The 26,108-nt window shown below is 67.3% G+C and carries 13 protein-coding genes; 9 read left to right on the forward strand and 4 right to left on the reverse strand.

All coding sequences use genetic code 11. From position 1 onward, the window contains the following. Positions 1 to 126: 126 nt before the first annotated feature. Together KY501_RS01145 and KY501_RS01150 are read left to right on the forward strand one after the other, a co-directional pair. Positions 127 to 918, forward strand: coding sequence for a head GIN domain-containing protein (locus tag KY501_RS01145; RefSeq protein WP_224360466.1), 792 nt, complete (start codon positions 127 to 129; stop codon positions 916 to 918). A 31-nt stretch (positions 919 to 949) separates the two neighbouring features. Continuing rightward, entirely contained in the window at positions 950 to 2,422 is a 1,473-nt protein-coding gene (locus KY501_RS01150; protein ID WP_224360467.1) for a serine hydrolase domain-containing protein, read from the forward strand. Positions 2,423 to 2,497: 75 nt separating this feature from the next. Here the strand turns inward: KY501_RS01150 and KY501_RS01155 are convergent, their stop codons facing one another. Further along, positions 2,498 to 3,715, reverse strand: a complete 1,218-nt coding sequence (locus tag KY501_RS01155) for an extracellular solute-binding protein (protein ID WP_224360468.1) — start codon at positions 3,713 to 3,715, stop codon at positions 2,498 to 2,500. A gap of 99 nt (positions 3,716 to 3,814) precedes the next feature. Next, entirely contained in the window at positions 3,815 to 5,008 is a 1,194-nt protein-coding gene (locus KY501_RS01160; RefSeq protein WP_224360469.1) for a vWA domain-containing protein, read from the reverse strand. Positions 5,009 to 5,358: 350 nt separating this feature from the next. On the opposite strand from KY501_RS01160, the gene KY501_RS01165 reads away from it, so the two are divergent. The 4 genes from KY501_RS01165 (at position 5,359) to KY501_RS01180 (ending at position 11,847) form a co-directional block, all read left to right on the forward strand. Then, complete coding sequence (locus KY501_RS01165) at positions 5,359 to 5,886, forward strand: GbsR/MarR family transcriptional regulator (protein ID WP_224360470.1); 528 nt, start codon at positions 5,359 to 5,361, stop codon at positions 5,884 to 5,886. Between the two features lie 27 nt (positions 5,887 to 5,913). After that, complete coding sequence (locus KY501_RS01170) at positions 5,914 to 7,038, forward strand: efflux RND transporter periplasmic adaptor subunit (RefSeq protein WP_224360471.1); 1,125 nt, start codon at positions 5,914 to 5,916, stop codon at positions 7,036 to 7,038. A gap of 27 nt (positions 7,039 to 7,065) precedes the next feature. Next, positions 7,066 to 10,167: an efflux RND transporter permease subunit gene (locus KY501_RS01175; protein ID WP_224360472.1), complete on the forward strand. Its 3,102-nt coding sequence runs from the start codon at positions 7,066 to 7,068 to the stop codon at positions 10,165 to 10,167. A 228-nt stretch (positions 10,168 to 10,395) separates the two neighbouring features. Continuing rightward, positions 10,396 to 11,847 (forward strand): TolC family protein, encoded by a 1,452-nt coding sequence (locus tag KY501_RS01180; protein ID WP_224360473.1) that lies wholly within the window; start codon positions 10,396 to 10,398, stop codon positions 11,845 to 11,847. Positions 11,848 to 11,913: 66 nt separating this feature from the next. On the opposite strand, the gene KY501_RS01185 is transcribed toward KY501_RS01180, so the two are convergent. Further along, positions 11,914 to 14,004, reverse strand: a complete 2,091-nt coding sequence (locus tag KY501_RS01185; RefSeq protein WP_224360474.1) for a D-arabinono-1,4-lactone oxidase — start codon at positions 14,002 to 14,004, stop codon at positions 11,914 to 11,916. Between the two features lie 269 nt (positions 14,005 to 14,273). Next, entirely contained in the window at positions 14,274 to 17,522 is a 3,249-nt protein-coding gene (locus KY501_RS53845) for an AMP-binding protein (protein ID WP_224360475.1), read from the reverse strand. A gap of 243 nt (positions 17,523 to 17,765) precedes the next feature. Here KY501_RS53845 and KY501_RS01195 point away from each other — a divergent pair, with 243 nt between their 5' ends. The 3 genes from KY501_RS01195 to KY501_RS01205 are packed head-to-tail and all read left to right on the forward strand — an operon-like array spanning position 17,766 to position 26,108. Next, positions 17,766 to 18,545, forward strand: coding sequence for an ABC transporter permease (locus KY501_RS01195; protein WP_224360476.1), 780 nt, complete (start codon positions 17,766 to 17,768; stop codon positions 18,543 to 18,545). Positions 18,546 to 18,559: 14 nt separating this feature from the next. Continuing rightward, the gene (locus tag KY501_RS01200) at positions 18,560 to 19,915 is read left to right on the forward strand and encodes an ABC transporter ATP-binding protein (RefSeq protein WP_224360477.1); all 1,356 of its coding nucleotides are present in this window, start codon (positions 18,560 to 18,562) and stop codon (positions 19,913 to 19,915) included. Positions 19,916 to 19,961: 46 nt separating this feature from the next. After that, entirely contained in the window at positions 19,962 to 26,108 is a 6,147-nt protein-coding gene (locus KY501_RS01205; RefSeq protein ID WP_224360478.1) for a rhamnosyltransferase WsaF family glycosyltransferase, read from the forward strand.

Here is a 26,108-nt window from a genome sequence, read left to right on the forward strand (position 1 = left end):
CTGGGAGTGTCCGTGATAAGACAGGGAGTGAATCCTTCCCGGCCTGCCAGAAGGAAGACTTGTTGCTCTCGTTACATCTGCAAGCCTTTGGCGTGCCAAACCACCCACCCAGTAGGAGGCAGCCTCATGTTTGAAATGAACAAGTACGTGGTTCCGTCACGCTCCGTGTGGGCGCTGAGTCTCTCGGCGGTGATGATGCTCGGCGCCTGCACCAGCTCGAACACGGCCTCAACGCCCACCGGCGACGGCCAGACAGAGGGCTCCAAAGGCCTGTTTCCCGTGAAGGGCAATGGAGATCGCACCACGCAAGATCGCCCGCTGGGCGCCTTCACCCAGGTGCAGAACGATACGTCAGTACCTGTCACGATCTCCCAGGGGGACCAGTCCGTCTCGGTGACGGTGGACTCGAACCTGCAGTCCTTGCTGCTCACCGAGGTGAGCAACGGCGTGCTGAAGATCACCACCAACAAGAACATCGAGCCCACGCTCGGCTCGAATGTGAAGATCTCCATCACCGGGCTGACGGGTGTCACCCTCACGGGTTCGGGTCCGGTGATCGCCGGGGTGACGCCAGGAGCCAACCTCGCGTTGAATCTCACGGGCTCGGGCCCACTCACCTTCAACGGCACCGCTCAGGCAGTGAATGCGCAGCAGAGCGGCAGCGGCCCCTTGCTCCTCACGGGCTCCGCGCAGAGCCTGACGGCCAACCTCTCGGGCCCGGGATTCCTCGATGCCAAGGGGCTGCCCGTCAGCGGCGCCGCCCAGCTCATCAGCAGCGGCTCGGGGCTGCTGAGCGCCACCGCCAATGGCACGGTCAGCTTCGACCTGAGCGGGAGTGGCAACATCATCTGGTACGGCTCCGCCCAGGTGACCGGCCAGAACAAGACCGGCAGTGGCTCCATCACCCACGGCAAATGACTTGGGCCCTGTTCATACAGGAGAACGCCTCATGATCAGGACCGACCAGAAGTGTCCGAAGATACGCTTCGGGCTGCTGCCCGCGATGGTGCTGCTCAGCGCCTGTGCCACGACGAGCGCGACGGCGCCTGCCGCGGCTGAGGCTGAGGCCAAGGTCAGCGCTCCAGCGCCGACCTCGGTGGCGGCCACCGGGCAGGATCCAGAGATCCGCGCGAAGCTCCAGGCCGTCCTCGATGCCGCGGCCGCCTACGAGCAGTCGCCCGGCATGGCCATGGTGGTGCAGATTGGCAACACCGAGCCCTACTACATCGTCACGGGCTTCCAGGATGAATCCAAGACGTTGAAGATGACGCCGGAGATGAACTTCCGGATCGGCAGCATGACCAAGAACTTCGTGGGCACTGCCATCCTTCAGCAGGTGGATGAAGGAAAGATCTCCCTGGACGACACCCTACAGAAGTGGCTGCCGAACGTGTTCACGAACATCGACGGGAGCAAGATCACCATCCGGATGATGTTGAATCACACCAGCGGCATCGAGAGCTACACCAATGCCTACGTCTGGAACCGGGTGGTCTATTCCGATCCCACGCATGTCTGGAATGCGCCCACGGAGTTCTTGAAGCTGACGGAGCGGCTGCGGGCCAAGTCCATCGCCTGCAAGGAGGTGATCCCGCCCGGCTCGGAGTTCGCCTACTCGAATACGAACTTCATCCTGTTGGGGATGATCGCGGCCAAGGTCGATGGGTATCCCGAGACGGACTGGCAGAAGGTGATCGAGCAGCGGTTCATCACCAAACTCAACCTGGAGAACACGCGCATCCCCGGAAATGGAGACAACGGGCTGGGCTCGACCAACCAGGGCTACGTCAACTTCTACAACTTCTATTACAACAGCGCGACCGGCCAGAGCTCCTGCTCCTCGATCCAGCCGCCGTGCGTCAACAAGGACATCGACTTCACCCAGCAAAACATGTCGAATGCCTGGGCTGCGGGGGCGATCATGTCCACCGCCAACAATCTGCTGCGGTGGCTCAATGCCGAGGTCAAGGGCAACCTGTTGACCCCGAGCATGCGCAAGCAGCAGCGGACCTTCATCGATACGTGCAACCCCGACCAGCCTTTGAACCCGGCTGCGAGCCCGACTGCGAGCGAGGCGCAGCCGGCGCGGCGCAACTCTCTCATCTCCCAGCTCTGGGAGGCGGCCCCGGGCGAGAAGCAGGTGTGCACTCCGCTGCCGACCAACTGTGAGTCGACCGTTCAGGTGGGCTTGGCGATTTTCCGGCAGATCAAGTACGGCTTCATCGGCCACCGAGGGGAGGTCTTCGGGTTCGACACCACCATGCAGTATCTGCCCGAGAAGGATCTCACGGTGGTGGTGCTGAGCAACCGGACGGCGCTCGATGGCAAGAACGTGGGGCCGGTGCCCGAGTATGTGGCCGCCGCGCTCTACCCGGATCTGAGGCCAAATCCGCCTCCCTCGGCGTCCACCTCGTCTCCCTGAGAGCACCTGCCGTAGCAGTAAGGACGGACGGAATCCTTCAAAGGGTTCCGTCCGTTCGTCTGGAGGGGGCTGGGGCTACGGCTTGCGCCGCAGGCTCGCCACATCCTTCTGCACGGCCTTCTGGGCTTCCTGAAGCGCGGCCTTCGGCGTGGAGGCCTTGCGCGTGATGGCGTTCATGGCCGACGTCATGGGAGACCAGACCATCGTCATCTCCGCCACGTTGGGCATGGGGACGGCGGTCTCCGCCTGCGCGCGGAACGCGGCCAGCGTCGTGTCCTTGGCGATCTCCGGATCCTTGTAGGCCTGCTCGAACGCGGGGTTCTGGCGCCCGACCAGCGCCATGATCTTCGCGCCATCGGGGCCCGTGAGGTAGTTCACGAAGTCGAAGGCCGCGTCCTTGTGCTTGGAGGGAGCGGCCACGGCGACACCCTCGACGGTCATCCACGGCCGCATCGGCTTGCCACCCGCTTCATCCACCGTGGGCAGCGGGGCCAGCCCGTAGTCGATCTCCGGGGAGATCTCGCCCAGGAACCAGGGACCCGAGAACACCATCGCCGCATGGCCCGCGTTGAACAGCGAGGTGGTCAGCACCGTGGAGGGCTCGGGAGGGAGGATGCGTTCCTTGTCCGTCCAGCGCAGGAGCAATTCCAGCGCCTTCACGTTCTCGGGCGCATCCAGGCGCGGTGTGGGGCCGGGATCGAACACGCGGCCGCCGAACGCGTTCATCAGCGCAGCGTGGTAGTAGAAGTCCGTGTACGGGTAGACGAGGCACGTCGAGCCCTCGGGCTTCGCGGGCAGCTTCTTGCAGGTCGCGAGGAGCTCTCCCGTGGTCTTCGGCGGCTTCGCCACCAGCTTCTTGTTGTAGATGAGGGTGATGACCTTGAAGTTGAGGGGCAGCCCGTAGACGGAGCCCCGGTACGTCATCACCTCGAGCGTGGTGGGGATGAAGCGCTTCCGGGCGGCGTCATCCAGGAAGAAGTCGAGTGGCTCGACCGTGTTGCCGCTCTCCACCCAGCCACCGAGCCGATCCTGCGGGAAGATGAAGACGTCCGGTCCCACTCCTCGCGGCACGGCGGCGCTGATCTTGTCCGTGAAGGCATCCGAGGGAATGGCGCGCAGGGTGACCTTCACGCCCGAGCTGGCCTTGGCCGCGTTGTAGGCGGCGACCACCTTCTCCAACCCGGCGCGCTCAGCGGCCCGGTAGCCGTGCCAGACCTGGAGTTCGGTCTGGGCCCAACCGGGGAGGGGAGCCGTCAGCAGAAGGAGGAGCAGGGAGAGGAAGCCACGTCTCATGCGAGGGACCTCGAGGGTGAGGGCCCTACGGGACCTCTTTCACCCCGCAACGTCAAGCCGCGCAGCACCGTGAGGCGTGCGCGGCCCGACACACGCGGCTCACTCGATCGCGAGGCCCTGCGCGGCGGCCTGCTTCGTGGCCGACTCGATGATGGCCTTGTCGAGCGTGGCGCCCCCCTCGGAGGCCTCGGCCTTCTGCTTCTCCGCGACGAACTTCTCGCGCTCGGTCTGGAGCTTCTGGATCTTCGCCTGGATGTCCGCGCGCTCCTTCGCCTTCGCGTCGACGATTGCCTTGCGCTCCTCGGCGTTCTTGCCCTTCAGCTCCGCCGGCAGCTCCTCATCCTTCATCGCCTCCAGCTTCACCGCGCCCTTCTTCGTCCCGTCCACCAGATCCCATCCCGAGTTGTCATAGAGGCGGCTTGCCTTGGACACGGCTCGCGTGGTGGCGCTGCCCTTGAAGGCCTCGGCGTTGGTGTCCTGCGCCTCCTGCCGCATCTTCGCCTCGGCGCCCTTGGTTCCGTAGCCAAGGTACGTCTTGTTCAGCTCGCGTCCCAGCTGGGCGATCTCGTCATCCTGCGGCGCGGCGGTGTACGCCACAGCCTGGTTCTGATCGATGTTGAGCGACTGGCCCTGCGCGAACTTCGCGGCCGTCGCCCAGCCCGTGCTCGTCCCTTCCTGCGCCGAGCCGCAGTGGATGGTGTTCACCGTGATGCCGCGCTCCTTCGCATCCGAGATGGCGCTCTCGTACTTCACGGGTCCCTGCGAGAAGGGCTCGTTGCCCGCGATGTAGATGAGCTTCAGGTCTCCCTTGGCCTTGCTCCACTCCAGGTTGCGCGTGGCCTTCTGGATCACCATGCCGCAGTACTCATCGCCGCCATTGGTCTTCAGCGAGAAGAGCTCCTCGGACACCTTGTCCAGGTCCGTGGTGAAGGGGACGATCTGCCGGATGTAGCCGCCCTCGGCCGACAGCGAGCTCTTGCCGTATTCGTAGAGGGCGATCTCCAGGTGCGCCAGCTGCGTGCCTCGGCGCGTCTTCTGGAAGGTGTTCACCACGGTCCACAGCTGGCGCTTCGCCTGATCGATGAGCCCGTCCATGCTGCTGCTGGTGTCGAGCAGCAGCGCGATCTGCACCCGCGGAGCACTGTGCGCTGCATCCAGCGCGGCCGGCGAAGCGCCCGTGGCCGCGGGCTGCTCCTTCGCGGCAGGGGTAGGGGCCGCGTTGGCAGGACCATTGGCCAGGGCCACGGCAGGAAGGGTGAGCAGACCAAGGCCGAGCGCGAAGGGCTTGAGCATGGGGAAACTCCGTTGTGGGGAAGTCCGGCGGCGCGGTGGATGCGCCGGGCCTTTCCTCAAACGGGGCGCATGCGAAAAAGGTCTACGCGACCCTCAATTCACGATGCGCGGAGCTTTCGTGGCTGCTCTCCGGATGCCGCAGCATGTCCTGATACGTAGGGCGCCAAGGCCCTACCTCCGTCATTTCGAACCCTTGCAGCGACACATACGGAGGCCTACATAGGGTTTCCCCAATGTGCTCCAAGCGGCATTGGAACCCTTTATAATTCTTAATCTTTCAGTCTTGACTGAACGAACCGAAGAAACTATTGATTCGCCGCGTTATCCAGGTCCCCGGAAAGGAGGCTGCCGTGGAGGTAGGTGACAAGGATGGGTTGTTTCTAACCCCCGAGGACCATCGTTTCATTGAAGCGTTGGGGCTGCATTTCGAAAACCGGGGAGGCTTTCCGAGGATCGGTGGGCGGATGCTGGGGCTGCTGATGCTGGCTCCCAAGCCGCTGGCGCTCGGGAGCATCGCGGAGTTGCTCAAGGTGAGCCCCGCTTCGGTGTCCACCAACATCCGGCATTTCCACGAGAAGGGCCTGGTCCAGGAGATCGGCCTGCCGGGAGATCGCCGCCACTACTATGTCTTCAGCGACGGCGCCTGGGATCACCACTTCGAAGAGGCCATCAAGGGCGTGACGGAGTGCGTGCAGATCATGCGCACCCGCCTGGCCAGCCTCGGGCTGGAGAATGTGTGCCAGCAGCGCTTCTCCTCCACCATCGAGTTCTTTGAGTTCTTCCTGGGCATGGTCATGACCGCGCGTGATCGCTGGCGCGATCGCTGTTCGCCCCCCCAAGCCACCACCACGCCCGAGCCGTCTCGTTCCATTTCCTGAGCTTTTCCTTTCGAGGACCCACCGCACATGAATTCACGTTCCCTCTCTCGTTACCTGCTGATCGGCGCGCTGGCCTCCACTACGGGCCTGGGCTGCTCCGAGGCACGCGCCAACAAGGGTGAGAAGGCCCAACTGCCCGCTGGCGCCACCACCGGCAATGGCCAGCCGACGATCGGCGTCCGCGCGACGCCAGCGCTCGACAAGCTGCAGGGCGACGTCGCCCGCGTCACGGCGCAGGTCCGCGCCAAGCTGGAGGCCACCCTCAGCGCTCCGGCCACCGGCACTGTCGACAAGCTGCTGGTGAACGTGGGCGACCGGGTGAAGAAGGGCGCCCCGCTGATGGTGCTGGACACCTCCAACCTCATCATCGCCGTGGATCAGGCTGCTGCGGCCCGTGAGATGGCGAAGGCCGGTCTGGACAACGCCAACACGGAGCTGGAGCGCACCAAGAAGCTCTTCGAGGGTGGCAGCGCCGCGCAGGCCATCATGGACAAGGTGCAGGCCGGACAGCGTCAGGCCGCCGCGGGCTTCGCCCAGGCCGATGCCGCCCTGCGCTCCGCTCAGGAGCTGCTGCGCGACCAGACGCTGCGCGCCCCCTTCGACGGCGTCGTGACGGCGCGCATGGTCAACATCGGTGACACCGTGACGATGGTGCCGGCCTCCGCCATCTTCAAGCTCACCAATGTGGATGAGTTGGAGGTGCGCCTGCCCGTCCCCGAGTCCATGGTCGGCGCGCTTCGCGATGGCATGAAGATCTCCGGCAAGGTGATCCCCGGCAACACCTCCTTCGAGGCCACCGTTCGCACGGTGGGCGCGGTGGTGGATGGCAACAGCCGCACCGTGGAGGTGCTGGCGGATGTGACGGGCAAGCCCGAGTCGCCGCTGCGTCCGGGCTCGCTGGCGGAGATGGACTTCTCCCGGAGCGAGGCGCTCGCCGGCCTCTTCCTGCCGTCCCAGGCGCTGCTGAAGGACGACAAGGGCCACTACGTGTTCATCGTCGAGGATGGACGCCTGGTGCGCCGGGATGTGCAGGCGCTGCCGGTGACGCCGCGCTTCGCGCAGGTGCGCGGCGGTCTGCAGCCCCAGGACAAGGTCGTCGTGGAGGGTGCCGCCTCCTTGCGTGAAGGGCTCGCTGTGAGCGTGGTGCAGTAACTTCCAAGGTCGAACGGGTACACCTCTATGGATCCGATCAAGACATTCATCCGCCAGCCCATCTTCACCGCCATGCTCATCATGGGGCTGGTGGTGTTCGGCCTCTTCGCCCTTCCGAAGATCGGCGTCGATCAGTTCCCCGACGTCGACTTCCCCGTCGTCACGGTCACCACCATCCTCCCGGGCGCCGACCCCGAGACAATCGAGAACAACATCAGCGATCCGCTCGAGGAGGCGCTCAACACGCTCAGCGGCGTGGAGACGCTGCGCTCGGTGAACGTGGAGAGCGTGTCGCAGATCATCGTCCAGTTCTCGCTCGACAAGAACGTGGACGTGGCGGCGCAGGACGTGCGTGACCGCGTCCAGGCCACCCTGTCCAAGCTCCCCAACGAGGCCGAGGCGCCCGTGGTGGAGAAGTTCGACATCGGCGCCGCGCCCATCCTCACCCTGGCAGTGAGCGGCTCGCTGCCCATCCAGGAGATCACCCGCCTGTCCAAGGACGTGGTGAAGCCGGCACTCCAGCGCAAGCAGGGTGTGGGTGGTATCGATCTGGTGGGTAGCCAGGAGCGCGAGATCCAGGTCGTCGTGGATCCGGGCCTGCTGCGCACCTATGGGGTGTCCATCTCGGACGTGACGCAGGCGCTGCGCGCGCAGAGCGTGGACGTGCCGGGTGGCCGTACTTCGGAGCCTGGCGCCGAGCGCGTGGTGAAGCTCGTGGGCGAGGCGCGCAGCGTCGATGCGCTGCGCAACCTGGTCATCGCCAGCCCGGCGGGCGCACCGGTGCGCATCCGGGACGTGGCCAACGTGGTGGACGGGCCCGAGGAGGCTCGCTCGGGCGCCTCCTTCAACGGTCAGCGCGCGGTGGCGATGGTGGTGCGCAAGCAGTCCGGCGCCAACACCGTGCAGGTGGCACATGACGTCATGGAATCCCTGGGTGAGATCTCCGCGCTGCTGCCCAAGGGCTTGAAGGTGGAGACGGTGACGGATGGCTCCAAGTTCATCCGCTCCTCCATCTCGGGCGTGCAGGAGGACCTGATCCTGGGCGGTATCCTCGCGGTGGTCATCGTGCTGGTGTTCCTGCGCAACTGGCGGTCCACGCTGGTGTCCGCGGTGGCGCTGCCCACCTCCGTGGTCGGCACCTTCGCGGTGATGCAGGCCATGCACTTCACCTTCAACGTCGTCACGATGCTGGCGCTGACGCTGTCCATCGGTCTGCTCATCGACGACGCCATCGTGGTCATCGAGAACATCATCCGCCACATCGAGGAAGGGGCCAGCCCCTTCGAGGCGGCCTACGAGGCCACCAAGGAGATCGCGCTGGCGGTGCTCGCGGTGACGCTCTCCATCGTGGCGGTGTTCATCCCCGTGGCCTTCATGGAAGGCATGATGGGTAAGTTCTTCTACCAGTTCGGCGTCACGGTGGCGGTGGCGGTGGGCATCTCGTACTTCGTGTCGATGACGCTCACCCCCATGCTCTCCAGCCGCCTCATCAAGCACCACGGCGAGCCGGGGGCTGTCTCCCGGGGCATCGAGCGCGTGCTGACGGCCACGGAGAGCGTGTACCGGCGCGCGTTGCGGTGGATGCTCGATCACCGCGCCATCACGATGGCCGCGGCGGTGGGCGTGCTCTTCTTCACGCTCTTCCTGGCGCGCTTCATCAACTTCACCTTCATTCCTGCTCAGGACATGAGCATGACGAAGGTGACGGTGGAGATGCCGGTGGGCACGCCGCTGGAGCGTACGCAGCAGGAACTGGCCAGCGTTCGCGAGCAGCTCGTGAAGTTGCCGGGCGTGGAGAGCGTGTACACCTCCGCGGGTGGTGGCGTGCAGGAGGAGGTCCACAAGGGCGAGCTGATGGTGAACCTCGTGCCCGTGCACGATCGCACCTACGGCCAGCAGGACTTCAAGCAGTACGTGCGGCAGAACATCGTGCGCAGCGCGGGTGTGGCGCTCAACGCGCAGGACTACGCGGCTGTCAGCGGCGGTGGTGCCCGCTCCCAGCCGGTGCAGTTCAACCTCCGGGGTGACAACTGGCAGGAAGTCATCGCGTCGGCGGAGAAGGTGCGCGCGGCCATGAAGCAGCAGCCGGGCTTCGTGGACGTGGACCTGTCCTACCGCGCGGGCAAGCCGCAGCTGTCGGTGGACATCGACCGGGAGCGCGCCGCCAGCGTGGGTGTGCCCGCGGCCATGCTCGGCACCACGCTGCGCTCCTTCCTTGGTGGCGATGCCGTCATCCAGTACCGCGAGGGGGGTGACACCTTCGACGTGAAGGTGAAGCTGCCTCCCGAGGTGCTGGCCGACCCCGACCAGGTGGGTGCCCTCACGGTGCGCTCGCCCTCCGGGCAGCTCGTGGAGCTGCGCAACGTGGCCAACATCCTTCCGGACGAGGGTCCGTCGCAGATCGACCGTCAGGCGCAGAAGCGGCAGATCACCGTGCTGGCCGAGCTGCGTAACTACAGCCTCGGTGAGGCCATCGCGTTCCTCAACGACTACTCCAAGAAGGAGCTGCCGCCCACCATCACCACCGACTTCGAGGGTCAGGGCAAGGAGCTGGCCAAGGCCGGCAAGGCCTTCGTGCTGGCGCTCTTCCTGGGCATCATCCTGGTGTACATGATCCTCGCGGCCCAGTTCGGCAGCCTGCTGGATCCGATCACGATCATGATGTCGCTGCCCTTCGCCATCATCGGTGCGCTGGGAGGCCTGCTCATCTCCGGCCAGTACATGTCCATGTTCGCGATGATCGGAATCATCATGCTCATGGGTCTGGTGACGAAGAACGGCATCCTCCTGGTGGACTTCACCAACCAGCTCAAGGAGCAGGGCAAGAGCACGCGTGACGCGCTGCTGGAGGCAGGCCCCATCCGTCTGCGCCCCATTCTGATGACGACCATCGCGATGATCGCCGGCATGGTGCCGGTGGCGCTGGCGAAGGGCGACGGCGCGGAGACGCGCGTGCCCATGGCCATCGCCATCATCGGCGGCCTCATCACCTCGACGGTGCTGACGCTGGGCGTGGTGCCCGTCTTCTACTCGCTGGTGGACGGCTTGCGGCGCCGCGTGTCGGGCAATCGCCCGGCTCAGGCCGAGGTGCACGCCCCGGAGCTGCAGCACAAGGCCGACGCCGCCTGATTCATGGCGCGGAGGACGGGGGCTGGGCTTCTCGCCCCGCTCCTCCCAGACGGGGCGAGGGACTTCTCCCCGTCCTCCGTGCCCTGTGTATTTCGTGGTCTCCCGACCTCGACGGGAGGGGTGTACCCGCTCTCGTCCCGCAGTACTTCCCCAGACAGGACGAATCGTCTTTATGCGCTTCCCACTGCAACCCTTCACCGTGAGTCCCGCACTTCCCTGGAGGGTGTCATGAACCCTCTGGCCCTCGTTGCCGTCGTCGCCCTGGCCGCCGAGCCGGGCACCGCCCCGCGGACGCTGACCTTCCAGGAAGTGCTCACCCGCATGGAGTCCCAGAGCCTGGAGCTTCAGGCGGCCCGTGCGCGTCTGGCCCAGGCTCAGGAGTTGTCCTCCAAGGCCTGGAGCGGCTACCTGCCGCAGATCACCGCAAGTGCCTCCTATACGCGCAACAACGCGGAGGCGGTCTTCGCGCTGCCCACCAGCTACGCCATCCGTGACGTGGGGACGCCGCAGAACACGGACGTCCCGGACCTGCCCGGAGCGCCCACCAACCTCACCATGGTCCCTGTGGGCGTCCAGGAGGTTCCCATCCAGAAGAAGAACCAGCTTGGCGCCCAGGTGCAGCTCAACCAGGCCATCTTTGCTCCGGCGCTGATCATGGCCATCAAGAGCGCGAATATTGGCGAGGAGGTGGCCACCCTCAACGTCGAGTCGGCGCGCCGTGAGATCCTCTTTGGCGCCGCGCAGCTCTACTTCGGCGCGGCCGGGCTCAAGCAGGCCGTGGATGTGCAGGAGCGGCTGCTGACGGTGTACGTGGCGCGCGAGAAGGACGCGCAGGTCACCTTCGAGGCGGGTGCCCAGCCCAAGGTGGCGCTGCTTCGTGCGCAGATCGACAGGGCTCGCGCCGATCAGGATCTGGTGCGCGCTCGCAACTCCTACACGAGTACGATCCAGGCGCTGGCCACGCTGCTGAACGAGCCCGCGGACTTCGACGTGGTGGTACCGGAGGAGCCCGTGCTGCCCCAGGGCATCGAGCAGCTCGAGGCCGCTTCGAATCAGCGGCCGGATGTGCTGGCGGCGCAGCGGAATATTGATCTGCAGGAGGCCGGGCGCAGCGCGGTGAAGTGGCGGTACGCGCCCACCCTGGGCCTGTCCGCGGCCTACCGCTGGGCCAACGCGGCGGGCTTCACGGGAGAGAACACCTCGTGGCTCATCACCCTGGGGCTCCAGTGGGTGATTTGGGACGGCGGTCTGCGAGAGGCGGAGCTGCGCGAGAGCAAGGCGAAGATCGCCGAGGCCAAGGCCAACGCCGCCATCGCGGAGAACCGGGCCAAGGACGAGATACGCCGAGGCCTGCTGGATCTGGCCAGCGCGCGGGCCAACCGCAGCAAGGCCGAGGAGCAGCTGCGGCTCGCCCGTGAGAGCCAGCGGCTCGTGGACGTGAGCTTCAAGGCCGGCACGGCCACCTATCTGGAGGTGACGGATGCCAACACGTCGCTCGCCACCGCGGAGACGGGCTTCGTGGGCGAGACGCTGAATGCCTCGCTGGCCGCGCTGCGCGTGCTCAAGGCGGCCGGCCTGTTCGCCCCGCCGCCTCAGCAGGCCCAGGAGGGGCAGCAGGCTCAGCAGGCCCAGGAGGGGCAGCAGCAGCCTCAGCAGCCCCAGGAGGGGCAGCAGCAGTAGCTCGAAGTCAGGGCCCGGCAGGGGTGAGGGTGCTCGTCCCTGCCAGGCCCGGAGTGCCGTAGTTCCTCAGGCCGTCTTCTTGAGGGCGGCCTCGCGAGGCGCGAACTCCTGCTCCACCCGCCGCAGCGGCGTCACGTTGGATGCGGCTGGCTCGATGGCGAGGTGCTCGCGCCAGTAGCCGGTGAGGAAGACTCCGTCCGGATCCATCCGGTCGCGCAGCTCCATGAACTTGCCCCACTTGGGGAACTGCCGGCGGATGTACGCGGCGCCGGTGCTCGAGTCCGCCGCGGACAGGTACTTCCCCCAGTGGAAGCGGAAGTCGAACTTCCGCAGCAGCTCCCAGTACTGCGGGTAGAAGTCGATGTCCGGGTTCCCCTGGCGCGTCTTGAACCAGAAGATGTCCACCCGCACGCAGTCCCGAGCGTACGAGGGGCTCAGCCAGAAGCGGCTGCGCCGGGCCGGGTAGATCTCGCAGGCGTAGGCGCCCGTGCGCTCCAGACCCTCGTCACCCGCGAAGAATCGCTCCAACTCGCGCATCACCTCGGGCGTCTGGTGGATGTCGATGAAGAGCTCGGTGAACTCGGTGGGCAGCAGCGCATCGTCCGCGCCGTTGTCCATGGGCAGCCCTTCGTACCAGGAGTCCCAGAACTCCTCCGTGCCGTCCTTGATCAGCGTGTTGAGCACGCCCTCGATGAAGTCCTGCGTCTTGCGCTCATACGGCGGCGCGTGGCGGCTGATCAGCGTGTAGAAGGCATTGATGATGCCCTGGGACAGCTCCTTCATGCCCAGGATGGTCGGGAAGCTCACGAAGGGCTTGGGGATGAACCGGCCGTTGATGTGCGTCTTCCTTGCGTCCTCGGGGCGCGTGCGCCGCGCCTTCCAGACCTGGAGCTTGTTCACGTCGCGCTGGGGCCACCACAGCAGCCGTGAGTACTCCGTGCGCTGCATCAGGCTCCGCAGGCTGGTGTCGCCCTCGCCGGACAGCTCGATGCCGCTGGCCTCGACCCGGCTCGTCACCTGCTCGCCGATGATGTCGTAGCGCGGCTCGCACTGGAAGGTGACGGTGGAGATGACACCCAGCAGGCCCATGGAGACGCCCGCGGCGTAGAATGGGTTGTTCTCCTCGTCGCTTGGATCGTCCGGGTTGGGGCGGAACTCATGCACCTTGCCGGTGCCGTCGATCATCCGGATGCACGCGATGGAGCCCCCGAGATCGAACGTGGTGGTGCCGCCCGCCGAACCCGTGGAGAGGAAGCCCGCGACGGTCTGATGGGTAATGCCGCCGAGATCCGGCAGCGCCCAGCCGCGCTGATCGAGCTGGTACAGCAGGCTGTTCTCCCGCTTCGACAGCGGATCGTTCGGATCGATACCCAGGTGGCAGCCCGCCTGGACGGTGACCTGCTTCTTCTCCTCATTCCAGTCGAGGATCTGCGTGTACCGATCGAGCAGGACGTTGAGGTTGGCGCCGCTCGCGTCGCTGTTCGCCTGGGGTGTGCCGTCCGCGTGGATGGCGCCGTAGACGGAGTGTCCCGAGCCCCTCACGCGGAGCTGCCGTCCCTCCTGGCGAGCCCGCTTCACCAGGGCCACCAAGGCGCGTTCGGTGGTGGGGTGCGAGTAGCGCGAGTCCTGCTCGCCTTCCGCGAGATGGGTCAGCCAGAGCTGCGTCCACAGGCCCAGCGCTACCCCGGTGACGAGCAGCAGGGCGATGGAGACAAGCCCCAGGTTCTCCATCAGCGGCGCAGAGCGGTTGAAGCTGTCGATGAGGAGCTGCGCCTCGAAGGCGAAGAAGGAGAGGTTGACGACGTTGGCGAAGCCCAGGATGACGCGGTACTGGCGCTCGGTGGTGCGGGAGAACCGCCGCAGGCCGTACCAGACCAGGAAGACGTCGTAGGCGACCAGCGGCACCTCGAAGAGATGGAAGGTCAGCACGCAGCCCACGGTGCCGCAGGTGCTCCAGGGCTTGCCGACGATGGCGAAGATGTGGGCCAGGAAGATGCCCCAGGCCACGCCGGCCGCGATGATCCAGGAGAAGCTCCGGACCCACCGGCCCAGCTTCTCCCACGCGGCTTCATCCGCGTTGGGAGCCTTCCGCTCGGGCAGTGTGGCGTTCTGGGTGTGTCTGTGGGCCGCAGGGGCCCGAATGGCGAGTGAGCGCATGATGTGTCCTCCCCCTCAGGACGGTGCTCTGCATGTTCGTACTGTGCGCGACGGACGCTCAGGCAAGGCTCATGCCGTGCCGGTAGCGCGGGGACTCACGGCTTGTTTCGGGCACTTGCACGGAGCTGACTCGCGAAGAGGAGAGGAGGGGCGCCCGCCGACATGTCGACAGCTCGCGGGCGACATGTCGCCCGCCCGGGCGGCACGAAGAGGCCACCCGAGAGGGTTCTGGCTCCTCAGCCGATGAGACTTCGAGACGCCGGTGGTGCTCAGTGCGAGCGGTGCGCGCTGGGAACTCGCGCCTTGCCCCGATCGGCCGAAGCCGTGGAACGGGCGCTGTCCGCCTGGGAGCAGAGCGTGCGGATCGCCTGCTCGGTCAGCTTCGCGAGCGTGCTCAGCAGCGCCCCATCCGAGGTCGCCCCGTGCCACAGGAGCTGGGCCTGACCCGCGGACAGCCGGGCCTCCACTCGCAGCCGAGCAACGCTCATCACGGACGGCCCATGCTCGAAGATGGCCAGCGTGCGCAACGTCTCGCGGCTCGAGGGCGCGCCCTCATCCTTCAAGTGCAGGCTGAAGTCGGCTGGGGGAAGCGCCGAGAGCGCATCGGTGAGCTCCTGATCGGAGCCATACGCCCTCAGGGCGTCGTAGGCGAGGCCTCCCAGAGGAGCCTCCAGCAGCTCCACGTGGGCATTGAGCGCCAACTCGTGCGGAGGCGCCTCCGGCTCGATCGTGAGCATGGCGGGGAACGCGTAGTCGAGGTTGCCCAGCATGCGCGAGGCATCCACCTGGTAGTGGCCGCTCGCCCGAGCACTCTGCTCCAGGCTGACCCGGACCGTGGAGCGCTGGGTCTGGGAGCTGTAGGCGAACGTACACGCCGCAAGCAGGAGCGATTCGCGAGACACCTCGAAGAGGGTCGCGGCCCGCTGGAGCGCGGCGGCATCCACCACCGCCAGGGCTCCCGGAGCAGGGGTGGCCGAGGAACTCGTCGCGGACGAACGCTCCGGTGCCGCCTCCCGCGCGCTCGAGAGCCAGTGCGTGCGCGCATCGGAGGCGAGCCGGGGCAACTGGACTTCGGTGATGAGCTCCAGGACCCAGCGCGCCAACGAGCCGCTCTGGGGCGTCATCCGCACGCGGCCGCGAGTCCGGGCCTGCTCGCACGCCTCCAGGAGATCCGTGGCGAGAATCCGCCATGAGGTTTCGTCCAGCAGGGCAGGGTGGCTCGCCACCAGCAGCCAGGGCGGGATTCGCGCCCCACGCTCGCAGAACACGAACGAGACGAGCGCCCCGTCGCACTGGCCGAGCTCGGCGCCTAGCTGCCGGGCCAGGCCCTCGACCGTCTGCCAGCACTCCTCATCCGAGCGCGAGGAGAGATCCATCCGCTTCAGCGGTACGGGGCTCTTCTCGGAGGAGATGAGCGCGGCCCAGGCTTCAGAGCCTCCTTGCGCGGATCGGGTGAAGCGCAGGCGCAGCGTCTCGTGCGCGGCCCACACGGCGTGGAGAGCCTCCTCCGCATGGTGGCCTCGCGTCCCCTCGGGCAGTTCGAAGATCCGGCAGGACCCCGTGGGATGCTGCAGGGGCCGGGTCGGCGCATGGACCGCGTGCATCGCGGGCGTCAGCGGCACGAGCCCCGTGGGGGTCTGCGCCGGAGCCGGCGCCTCGCTCTGGCTCTCCACCGCGGGCAGGGAGGGAGGAGTTTCGACCTGCGGAGGCTCCCCGGTGGGCTCCTCGCCCCGATCGCGCAGGAGCGGTGGGGGCTCGAAGGAAGGATACGCCGAGCGCACGGCGTTCCGGGACACCCGGCCCAGCGAGGATCTCGGCAGGCTGCGTGCGCGGACCAGGAGGATCTCGGTCGGTGCCACGCCGTGGCGCTGGTTCACGTTCAGGCGGATGGCGTGGGTGATGTCCCGGAGGAGCGCGGTCTGCTTCGCGGGCGCGGACTGGGCGCTCTCGGGCAGGGACACCTCGGCGACGACGAGCAGTTGTTCCTCGCGACCCTGCTTCTGCGCGAAGGCCGCGCAGCTCCCGGGCACCAGCGCCGGGTGGCTCGCCTCCACGTCGAACTCGAGATCGTGCAGCCGCAGATCCTGGCCCTGCCAGATGATGACGTCCTGGATCCGGCCCGTGACGTACAGCTCGCCGCCCGCCGTGGCTCCGAGATCGCCCGTCCGAAGGAAGGCCCTCATGCCCGCCGCAGAGCCGGACAGGCGTCCCCGGAAGGCCTCGGAGGTGGTGCCCACCCGGCCCCAGTAGCCGTCCGCGACGCTCAGGCCGGTGACCCAGATCTCGCCCACCTCTTGATCACCTCGCAGCGCGCGGGTGGTGGGGTTGACGATGATCACCTGCACGCTCGACGCCGGACCACAGCTTACCAGCTTCGTGGCGGCCCCGCGTCGCTCGGTGATGCGCTGCTGGGCCAGGGCATCCACGCCCACTCCGCGCAGGGTGGGGCCCTCCTCGGACTTGCCGCAGGAGATCAGGTACGTGCACTCCGACTGCCCGTACACCGGCCGGAACGCCTTCGGCTGGAAGCCGCAGGGCGCGAAGTGCGCCGAGAATCGCTCCATCGTCTCGGCCCGGATCTGCTCGCCGGAGGTGATGGCGATACGCCACCGGCTCAGATCGAGCTCGGCCCGCTCCGCCTCGCTCACGCTCCGCACGCACAGCTCGTAGGCGAAGTCCGGAGCGGCGCTGATGGTGGCGCCGTGGGCGGAGATCGCCTCCAGCCATCGCCGCGGCCGCTGGAAGAAGACGCGCGGCGGGAGCAGGAGTGCGGGGACGCCAGCAAACAGCGGCTGGAGCACACCCTCGAGCAGCCCCAGCCCCTGGTGCGTGGGCAGCCACAGCAGGATCTTGTCCGAAGGCGTGTGGCCCAACCCGCGGCGCAGGGCCTCGGCGTTGTCCAGCAGGCTGGCGTGGGTGACTCGGACGCCCTTGGGCGTGCCCGTGCTGCCCGCCGTGTACTGCAGGAACGCGATGGCGCGCGGATCCACGAACGGAGGCGTCCAGTCGGCCGGAGGGGCAGGGGTCCCGGTGCCCTCGGCGGGGATCAGATCGATATGGGCCGCCAGCCCGTCGATCGTCAGGCGCTGCCCGTCCGCGGGGCGCTGGCCGCCCACGAGCGCGGCGGCGGCACCCGAGTCCTGCGCGATGGTGGCCAGCAGGTCCGTGCCCATCCGAGGCGAGTCGAACAGCGGCGGGGGCACTGGCACGGCGATCACGCCCGCGTAGAGACACCCGAACAGGCTGGTGACATAGGTGGGGCCTGGCGGCAGGACGATGAGCACGCGCTGGCCCGAGAGCCCTCGGGACTCCAGCCCCACGGCGATGGCGCGCGCGCGTCGATCCAGCTCGGCATACGTGAGGGTGACGTCCTCGGAGGCCTCCGCGCCCAGGAAGGTGAAGGCCGGGGTCTGCGCCAGCTCCGCCGCGCGGCGCCGGAGGATGTCAGCGAAGGTCCGAGCGTCCTTCCAGACCTGCCGAACCCCACCGCTCCCTGGGGAGTGTGCTTGCTCTTTCACGGCGTCCTGTCACCCGCGAGGAAAGGCCCGACGCGCTGCGGCCGGGCCCTGGACCTCCGAGAATCCATCGAAGGGAGGGGATGTGTCCATCCCTTGGAAAAACAACGGAAAAATCCAATCCTGGGCCCCCCAACAAAGCGGCCGGGCGGCCAGAGCGAGCCGACCGTGCCGGGCCTGCCCGCCTGCCTGGTGTATTCCGGGACCCTCGCGGAGCGGCATCCTCTGGTGTAGGGATACCGCCGCATGCTTCGCAACCTCCGAGAACTCTACCAGTACCGTGGCCTGCTGCTGAGCCTGACGCAGCGGGAGCTCAAGGCGCGCTACCGCGGCTCGCTGCTGGGGTTTCTGTGGACCTTCCTCAACCCGACGATGCAGATGGCGGTGTACTCGCTGATGTTCTCGGTGTGGATGCGCCAGCAGATCGAGCACTACACCTTCTTCGTCTTCATCGGGCTGTTGCCGTGGATCTGGTTCACCAGCTCGGTCCTCCAGGGGACGAGCGCCATCAGTGACCGGAGGGATCTGCTCACCAAGGTGCGCTTCCCGGCGCAGGTGTTGCCGACCACGGTGGTGGCCACCAACCTGGTCAACTTCCTGCTGGCCCTGCCGCTGCTGGTGCTGCTGGGGTTGTTGCTGGGTCACCCGCTGCGCTGGACGATCCTCCTGTTCCCGGCGGTGCTGTTCGTCCAGTTCTGGGTGACGCTGGCGCTGGTGTACCTGTTCTCGGCCATCAACGTGGCGTTCCGGGATCTGCAGCAGATCCTCAGCAACATCATCACGATGTGGTTCTTCGTCACGCCGATCTTCTACCGGGTGGAGGTATTCCCCGAGCGCTTCCGCCAACTGCTGCTGCTGGCCAACCCCATGGCGGTGATGGCCACCTCGTACCAGGCGCTCTTCTACGACGGGAGGCTGCCCGACCTGGGGCCGCTGGCGCTGTGGATGGGGATCGCCGTGGTGTTACTGTGGTTGGCCGCCGGCATCTTCGAACGTCGCCGCGAGGAGTTCGCGGAGATCGTTTGAGCGAGATACGCCTCATGGACGCAATCGTCATTCGCAACCTCGTCAAGCGCTTCCGCAAGAGCACCATCCGGCGCGAGTACACGACGCTCAAGTCGGAGCTGGTGCGCCTGCTGAAGGGCCAGCGCAAGCGCATCCCCGACGACAAGACGTACATCGAGGCCATCCGCGGCATCGATCTGACGATTCCCCGTGGCAAGACGGTGGGTATCATCGGGCGCAACGGCTCGGGCAAGAGCACGCTGCTCAAGCTGATGACGGGCATCTACACGCCCACCTCGGGCACCATCGAGATGAATGGCCGCATCTCGGCGCTGCTGGACCTGGGCGCTGGCTTCCACCCGGACTTCTCGGGGCGGGAGAACATCCTCATCAACGGCATCATCCTGGGCATGACGCGGGCGGAGATCCGCGCGCGCATGGACCAGATCATCGAGTTCAGCGAGCTGGGGGACTTCGTCGACGAGCCGGTGCGGACCTACTCCAGCGGCATGTACGCGCGCCTGGCGTTCGCCGTGGCCACGCACGTGGATCCGGAGATCCTCATCGTCGACGAGATCCTCGCGGTGGGTGACGAGCACTTCTCCAAGAAGAGCCTGGCGAAGATGATGGAGTTCAAAGCCGCCGGGAAGACGATCGTCCTCGTCACGCACGATCTGGGCACCATCGAGAGGTGGTGCGACATGGGCGTGTGGATCGACGCGGGGCGTGTGCGCGGGGTGGGCAACGCGGCGACGCTGGCGGCGGAGTACCGGCAGGCGGTGGCGCTGGCGGAGCAGCAGGCCATGGATCTGGGCCCAGCGGCGCTGTCGAAGACTGGCGGGCAGTTGCCCCAGGTGGTCCCGGCGCTGGCGGCGGGGAGCGAGCCGGCGGCCACGGGGCAGCAGGGCTCCTCTGAAGCGAACGGGGCTCTCTCGGACGTGAAGATCGGAGCGGTGCGCTTCTGGAAGCCCTCGGGCGAGGAGGTCCACGAGGTGGACACCGAGGATCCGCTCGACATGACGATCGACTTCGTGGCCCGGTGCCCGGTGGAGGACGTGGGCTTCGGCATCGCGCTCTTCGACAGCCAGGGCACCAAGGTGTACGGGACCAACACCTTCATCGAGTCCGTGCCGCTGCCCATGCCCCTGCCGCCCGCCGGCACGCTGCGCCTGTCCCTCAAGCGGGTGGGGCTGACGCCAGGCACCTATACGCTGGATGTCTCCGCTCACCCGTCCCAGGGAGCGCCGTATGACTCCCAACGCGGGCTGTGCCAGCTGAAGGTCCGCTCCGATATCGCCGACAGCGGTATCTGGCGGCCGCCCCACGTCTGGTCGCTGGAGCCCGCGAGCGTCAGCGCTCCGGCGCCTCTGAGCCGCGCCGTGGAAGTCTGAAGCCCTTCTTCCTGGCCCCGTGGCAGAGCGGGGCCCTGCTCACGCCATGTCCGAACAGCCTTCGAATCTTCGCCCCGCGCCGACGGGCGTCCCTCTTTCAACGCCTCCCTCCGTGCAGGCCGCGGAGGGCGTGGCGGATGTGTTCCAGTTCTCCGTGCCGGAGTCGCACCGCGGACAGTTGGGGCGGGCCGTCACCGCCGCCAAGAGCGCCTTCGTGAAGGGGCTGAAGCCCTTCCACGTGGAGCTGTTGCGCCCCCAGCACACCTTCAACCAGGAGATGCTCGTTGTCCTGGGGCATGTGCACGCCATGCGTGGCACCCCCACGCTCCGGGATCTCTCGGGGTGGGTGAGCGCACGGCTGACACCACATGTGGAGCCCACCGGGTGGAACGTGCCGGGCCATCGGGTGAGGGGAGTGGCGCAGGCGGTGAAGCTCGCCAAGCGCTCTTACCTCAAGGCCGCGGGACCGCTGCTCCGGGAGGTGCTCGCGGGCCAGCGCGAGTGGAACCAGGCGGCCGTGAGCCTGTTGACGGATGCGGTGAGCCCCCATCCGCCCATGCGAGCAGAGGCCTTGAGGCGGGTGGCCGAGCTACACGCCCTGTCGGATCCGCTCTCCCGGGCGCGCTCGCTGGAGGCTCGGGTGTCCTCGCCGCTGTGGCGCGAGGTGTTCCGTCGGCAGGTGGCCTTCAACCACGAAGTCGCACTCTGCCTGGCGGAGCTATTGGGCGTGGGGCCCCGGCCGACGGCTCCCAGCCCCGAGGAGTACGCGGCCTGGTGCCGGGAGCGTGAGCCAGCGCTCTTCGCGCGCGCGGCCCAGGCGATCCAGCAGCTCACGAACCGGCCGCTCGTCAGCATCGTGACGCCGGTGTACGAGACGCCCGAGCCCATCCTCCGGGCCTGCCTCGATTCCGTGCTGGCCCAGTCCTATGAGAACTGGGAATGCTGCCTGGCGGATGACGGCTCGAAGTCGCCTCGTGTCGCCGAGGTGCTCGCGGAGTATTCGCGCAAGGACGCGCGCATTCGCGTGACGCGCATGGAGCGCAACGGCGGCATCGCGGCGGCCACCAACGCCGCCATCGGGCTGGCCCGGGGGGAGTTCGTCGCCTTCATGGATCATGACGACCTTCTCGCGCCACATGCGCTGGCGGAGATGGTGCTGCGCATCTCCTGCGAGCCGGATGTGGAGTTGCTGTACTCGGATGAGGATCGGTTCGACAACGAGGGTCGCCGGTTCTATCCCCGCTTCAAGCCGGATTGGTCCCCGGACCTGCTGCGCTCGATGAACTACTTCTGCCACTTCGTGGTGGTGCGCCGCTCGTTGCTGGAGAGGGCAGGAGGGCTGCGCCCGGGCTTCGAGGGTTCGCAGGACTACGAGTTGGTGCTGCGCTTGTCGGAGCAGACGCAGCGCATCGCCCATGTGCCGGGCGTCCTCTATCACTGGCGGAGATCGGGCATCTCGTTCTCGCAGGACACGAGCAAGCTGAGGGCCGCGTCGAGAGCGGGAGCACGAGCGTTGGAGGAACATCTGCGGCGGCTCGGAGAAGAGGGCGTGGTCCTGGAGACCGCCCCTGGGGAGTACCGGGTGCGCTATCCGCTGCGCGGTCGGCCCCAGGTCTCCATCATCGTTCCATTCCAGGGAGAGCCGGAGCGGCTGCGCACGCTCCTCCAGAGCCTCCTGAGGAAGACTCGTTACTCCCGCTACGAACTGCTCCTGGTCTTCCACGGCGGTGCGCAGAGCGGACAGTCCGAGCTGCTGAAGGGCCTGAAGGATCCGCGAATCCGCCTGCTGACGTGGGAACATCCCTTCAGCGCTCCGGCCGTCTACAACTTCGCGGCGCGCCAGGCGCAGGGCAAGCTGCTGCTATTCCTGGACGCGGCCCTCGAGGTCATCCAGGAGGACTGGCTGGAGGAGCTGATCAGCCAGGCCCAGCGGCCCGAAGTGGGGGTGGTGGGAGCGCGGATCCAGTTCCCGGATGGTTCCGTCCGGCACTCGGGTGTCGTCGTCGGGATGACGGGATTCGCTGGCCATCCGTTCTACCGCATGGAGGGCCCAGCCCAGTGGACCCCGTTCGGCTCTTCGGACTGGACGCGCAACTACCTGGCGGTGACGAGCGACTGCCTGATGGTGCGCCGCGAGGTGTTCGAGGCACTGGGTGGGTTCGATGAGCGCCTCGTCGTATGTGGCAGCGACGTGGACCTTGGGATGCGGACGGTGGCTCGCGGTCTGCGGGTCGTCTACACGCCGCACGCTAGGCTGGTGCACCACGGGTCGGAGGACAGCTCGCCTCTGCCTGAAGGGGACTTCTGGGCCTCCTTCATCGTGTACCGGCCCTGGCTGCGAGAGGGAGACCCCTTCTACAACCCGAACCTCACGCTGCTGACGCCGGGTGTTTCGCTGCGGCAGCTCTCCGAGAGCGCCGAGTCCCTGACGCTCCGCTCGCGGGCCGGGGATCTCGCGGAGATGATCACCGCTGAGCGCCGGGTCATCGACTCGATGCACCCATGCCGAGGCGAGCGGTGCGAGGAACTCGATGCCCACGAGCGGACGTTGCAGCTGCTCACGGCGGAGTTCCTGCAACAGCTTCCGGGGGCTCCGGCCCGTGCGCACACTCCGTTGCAGGCCGCGCGGCTGGCCGCGGACATCTTCCAGTTCGAGGTGCCGCCCTCCCATCGCCGCCAGTGGGGCAAGGCTGTCACCGCCGCCAAGCGGGCCTTCGTGGAGGGGCTCCGGCCGTTCCACATCGAGCTGCTGCGGCCGCAGCATGCCTTCAACCAGGAACTGCTCGCCGTGGTGGAGCACTTCCTCCACCAGCGCACGCTCTCCGCGCCCCTGGATGAGGAAGGGATCCATAGCAGGTTGGGGCCGCTGATGGACCCGGTGGCGCGTGGCCGGCAGTCCTCCTCCGAGCGACCCGTGAACAGGGCGATACGGCTGATCGAGCGCACGTATGCACAACTCGCCGAGCCGTTCGTGCGCGACTGCCTGGAGCGGCAGCGGCGGTGGAACGAGGAGGCAGTGGAGCTGCTGCTGGTCTCCGCGCACCCGGAGCGACTGGAGCTGGAAGAGCGTGCTCGCCGCGTGGCTGAGCTGATGCAACGGACGGATCCGTGCGCGGGTGCATCGTCGCTGGGCGGGAGGCTCCTGTCCGTGGCGTGGCGCGAGGTGTTCCGTCGGCAGCACACCTTCAACCGGGAGATCACCCTGTTCCTGGCGGACGCGCTGGAGACGCGCCTGCCGGTGGAGACGCCTCCGCCCGAGGACTACGAGCGCTGGTACACGGAGCGCGAGCCGGCGAGGATCGACCATGTGGCCAGGGCGATCGCGTCGCTGGAGAGCCGGCCCGTCATCAGCCTCCTGACGGTGGTTCGCGAGACACCCGAGCCTCTCCTCCGGGCTTGCATCGAGTCGGTGCGTTCCCAGGTGTATCCACAGTGGCAGCTATGTCTGGTGGACGAGGGATCGAGCGCACCGCACGTGGCGGCGGTGCTCGAGGACTACGCGCGCAGGGACACTCGTATCCGGGTGACACGCCTGCCGACTCAGGGTGGCAAGGTGCAGTCCACCCGCGCCGCGCTCGATCTATCCCGAGGTCCCTTCGTCGGTTTCCTGGAGCCTGATGCCACGCTCGCGCCGCACGCGCTGGGCGAGGTGGCGCTGCGGTTGGCTCGGGAGCCCGAAGCTGACGTGCTCTATTCGGATGAGGATCGCGTGGACGCCCAGGGGCGGCGGGAACTCCCGTTCCTCAAGCCGGACTGGTCTCCAGATCTGCTGCACTCGGTGAACTACATCTCCCACTTCCTGGTGGTGCGGCGCTCGCTGCTGGTCGAGGCGGGAGGGCTGCGCGTAGGCTTCGAGGGCGCACAGGAGTTCGAGCTGCTCCTGCGGCTGGCGGAGCGCACGCAGCGCATCGCCCATGTGCCGGGCATTCTCTACCACGGGAAGGACTCGGTCCTGTCTTCGTCGCGGGAGCCGAGCGCCCTCCAGGAGTCCTCCGCTTCGGGATTGCGGGCGCTGAAGGAGCACTTGTCCCGGCGAGGGGCCGGCGCCGAGGCCGGGGAGGTCGCGCCGCTGCACTACCGCGTGCGTTACCCGGTGAAGGGCGAGCCGCTGGTGTCCATCATCGTCCCGTTCAAGGACAAGCCCGAACTGCTCCGGACGCTCACCACGAGCCTGGAGAAGACGCGCTACCGGAACTACGAGCTGCTGCTCGTGTCCAACAACAGCACGAAGCCGGAGACCTTCGCGCTGCTGGAGGCGCTGACGGATCCGCGCATCCGCAAGCTCACCTGGGACTTCCCGTTCAACTACCCAGCCATCAACAACTTCGCGGCTCGCCACTCCAAGGGCGAGCTGCTGCTGTTTCTCAACAACGACATCGAGATCATCGAACCCCTCTGGCTGGACGAGCTGATCAGCCAGACGCAGCGGCCCGAGGTAGGCGCCGTGGGAGCCAAGCTCCTCTTCCCGGATGGCTCGATCCAGCATGCGGGGGTGGTGGTGGGCATCACCGGCTTTGCCGGACATCCGTTCTGGCGCGTGCCGGACACGCGCTACCCGACGGCCTTCGGCCATGCGGACTGGGCGCGCAACTACCTGGCCGTCACCAGCGCCTGCGTGATGCTCCGGCGCGAAGTCTTCGAGTCGCTCAACGGATATGACGAGCGCTTCAGCGTTGTCGGCAGCGACGTGGATCTGGGGCTGAGGCTGGTGCGTCAGGGGCTGCGCGTCCTCTACACGCCGCACGCAACGCTGTTCCACCACGAGTCCGCCAGCCGCCGTCTGGATCAGATGCCGGAGAACGATCTGTGGTGCTCCTTCGTGGCGTACCGCCCCTGGCTGCGCTCGGGAGACCCCTTCTACAACCCACTGCTCACGCTGAAGGGCACGGATGCGGGGCTGCGCTGGCACACGGAGGATGGCGAGGCGCTGGCGCTGGAGACGCTCGCGCACGACCTGCCGAGCATGCGGCAGCGCGTGACGGCCGAGCAGGTGGCGCGGCACCGCCACGTCACGGATCACCTCGAGGTGCTGGACTACACCTCCGCGCGGGCGCAACAGGTGCGCACCGAGGCTCCCTCGCGGCTGGCGGCACTGCGGAGCAAGGGACGCGTGGAGCGCGTCACCTGGTTCCTCCCGGCCTTCCATCTGCCTTCGACGGAGTTCGAGCCTGTCCTCCGGTTCGCGGAGGTGCTGCGGGATAGGCACGGCATCCAGAACGAGTTCGTCATCTCCGACAGTCTCCATGTCTCGGTGGCCGAGATGGAGGCACGGACCGCCGTGCTCTTCCCCAAGCCACCGGGGACCTTCCACATCCTCAAGGGGCCCGAAGAGATCGCCAGCCTGCCCGCTTGCGATCTGGCCATCGCCACCACGTGGCAGTCCGTGTACTCGGCGCTCGCGCATCCGAGCGCTGGCGTGCTGGCACGCTTCGTCCACCGCCTGGAGTCGGTCTCCTCGGAGGGCACGCTCTCCGCGCTGGCCGAGCAGACGTATCGCCTGGGGCTCTACGGCTTCTTCAACACCCGAGGCGTGTACGAGGCCATCACCACCCGCTACCCCATGGAGGGCACGTGGTTCGAGCCCGCCGTGGATCGCAGCCTCTTCCACGCGCGGCGACCCGAGCGGCGCGGTCCCGTGCGCGTCTTCTTCACCGGACACCCGGGCATGGAGGGCAATGCCTTCGAGCTGGGGATCACCGCGCTGCGCAGGCTCAAGAAGGAGCTGGGCGCGGCCGTGGAGATCGTCACCGCGGGCGAGCGCTGGAGCCCCGAGCAGTACGGGCTGACGGGCGTGATCACCCACCTGGGCCTGCTCCCGGACGCGCGGCGGGCGGAGCTGTACCGGGTGTGTGATGTAGGCCTGGACTTCATGTTCGCCACGCAGCCCGCCTACCGGCTCATGGAGCTGATGGCATGCGGCGTGACGGTGGTGACCCACGACAACCCATCAAGTCGCTGGTTGTTGGAGGACGAACACAACGTGCTGCTGGCGGAACCCACGGTGAGCTGCGTCCTGGAACAGCTGCGACGGGCCGTGCGCGAGCCTCCGTTGCGCGAGCGGGTGCGAGCCGCCGCGGCCGAGCGCATGGCGCGGACCACCTGGGAGGACCAGGTGGAGCGGGTGTTCGCGAACCTCATGGGGGGAACGAGCGAGGCAGGGGCTGCCAGGAAGCCGCAGTGGGCAACCAATTGA

Origin of the sequence: Hyalangium versicolor, from assembly GCF_020103695.1 — a bacterium.
GTDB lineage: Bacteria > Myxococcota > Myxococcia > Myxococcales > Myxococcaceae > Hyalangium > Hyalangium versicolor.

What these genes read in the sequence shown, in the direction of transcription:
- KY501_RS01180 (WP_224360473.1), top strand. Translation starts at nt 10,396, where the DNA reads ATGAACCCTCTGGCCCTCGTTGCCGTCGTCGCCCTGGCCGCCGAGCCG.
- KY501_RS01185 (WP_224360474.1), bottom strand. Translation starts at nt 14,004, where the DNA reads ATGCGCTCACTCGCCATTCGGGCCCCTGCGGCCCACAGACACACCCAG.
- KY501_RS01170 (WP_224360471.1), top strand. Translation starts at nt 5,914, where the DNA reads ATGAATTCACGTTCCCTCTCTCGTTACCTGCTGATCGGCGCGCTGGCC.
- KY501_RS01200 (WP_224360477.1), top strand. Translation starts at nt 18,560, where the DNA reads ATGGACGCAATCGTCATTCGCAACCTCGTCAAGCGCTTCCGCAAGAGC.
- KY501_RS01160 (WP_224360469.1), bottom strand. Translation starts at nt 5,008, where the DNA reads ATGCTCAAGCCCTTCGCGCTCGGCCTTGGTCTGCTCACCCTTCCTGCC.
- KY501_RS01195 (WP_224360476.1), top strand. Translation starts at nt 17,766, where the DNA reads ATGCTTCGCAACCTCCGAGAACTCTACCAGTACCGTGGCCTGCTGCTG.
- KY501_RS01205 (WP_224360478.1), top strand. Translation starts at nt 19,962, where the DNA reads ATGTCCGAACAGCCTTCGAATCTTCGCCCCGCGCCGACGGGCGTCCCT.
- KY501_RS01155 (WP_224360468.1), bottom strand. Translation starts at nt 3,715, where the DNA reads ATGAGACGTGGCTTCCTCTCCCTGCTCCTCCTTCTGCTGACGGCTCCC.
- KY501_RS01150 (WP_224360467.1), top strand. Translation starts at nt 950, where the DNA reads ATGATCAGGACCGACCAGAAGTGTCCGAAGATACGCTTCGGGCTGCTG.
- KY501_RS01175 (WP_224360472.1), top strand. Translation starts at nt 7,066, where the DNA reads ATGGATCCGATCAAGACATTCATCCGCCAGCCCATCTTCACCGCCATG.
- KY501_RS01145 (WP_224360466.1), top strand. Translation starts at nt 127, where the DNA reads ATGTTTGAAATGAACAAGTACGTGGTTCCGTCACGCTCCGTGTGGGCG.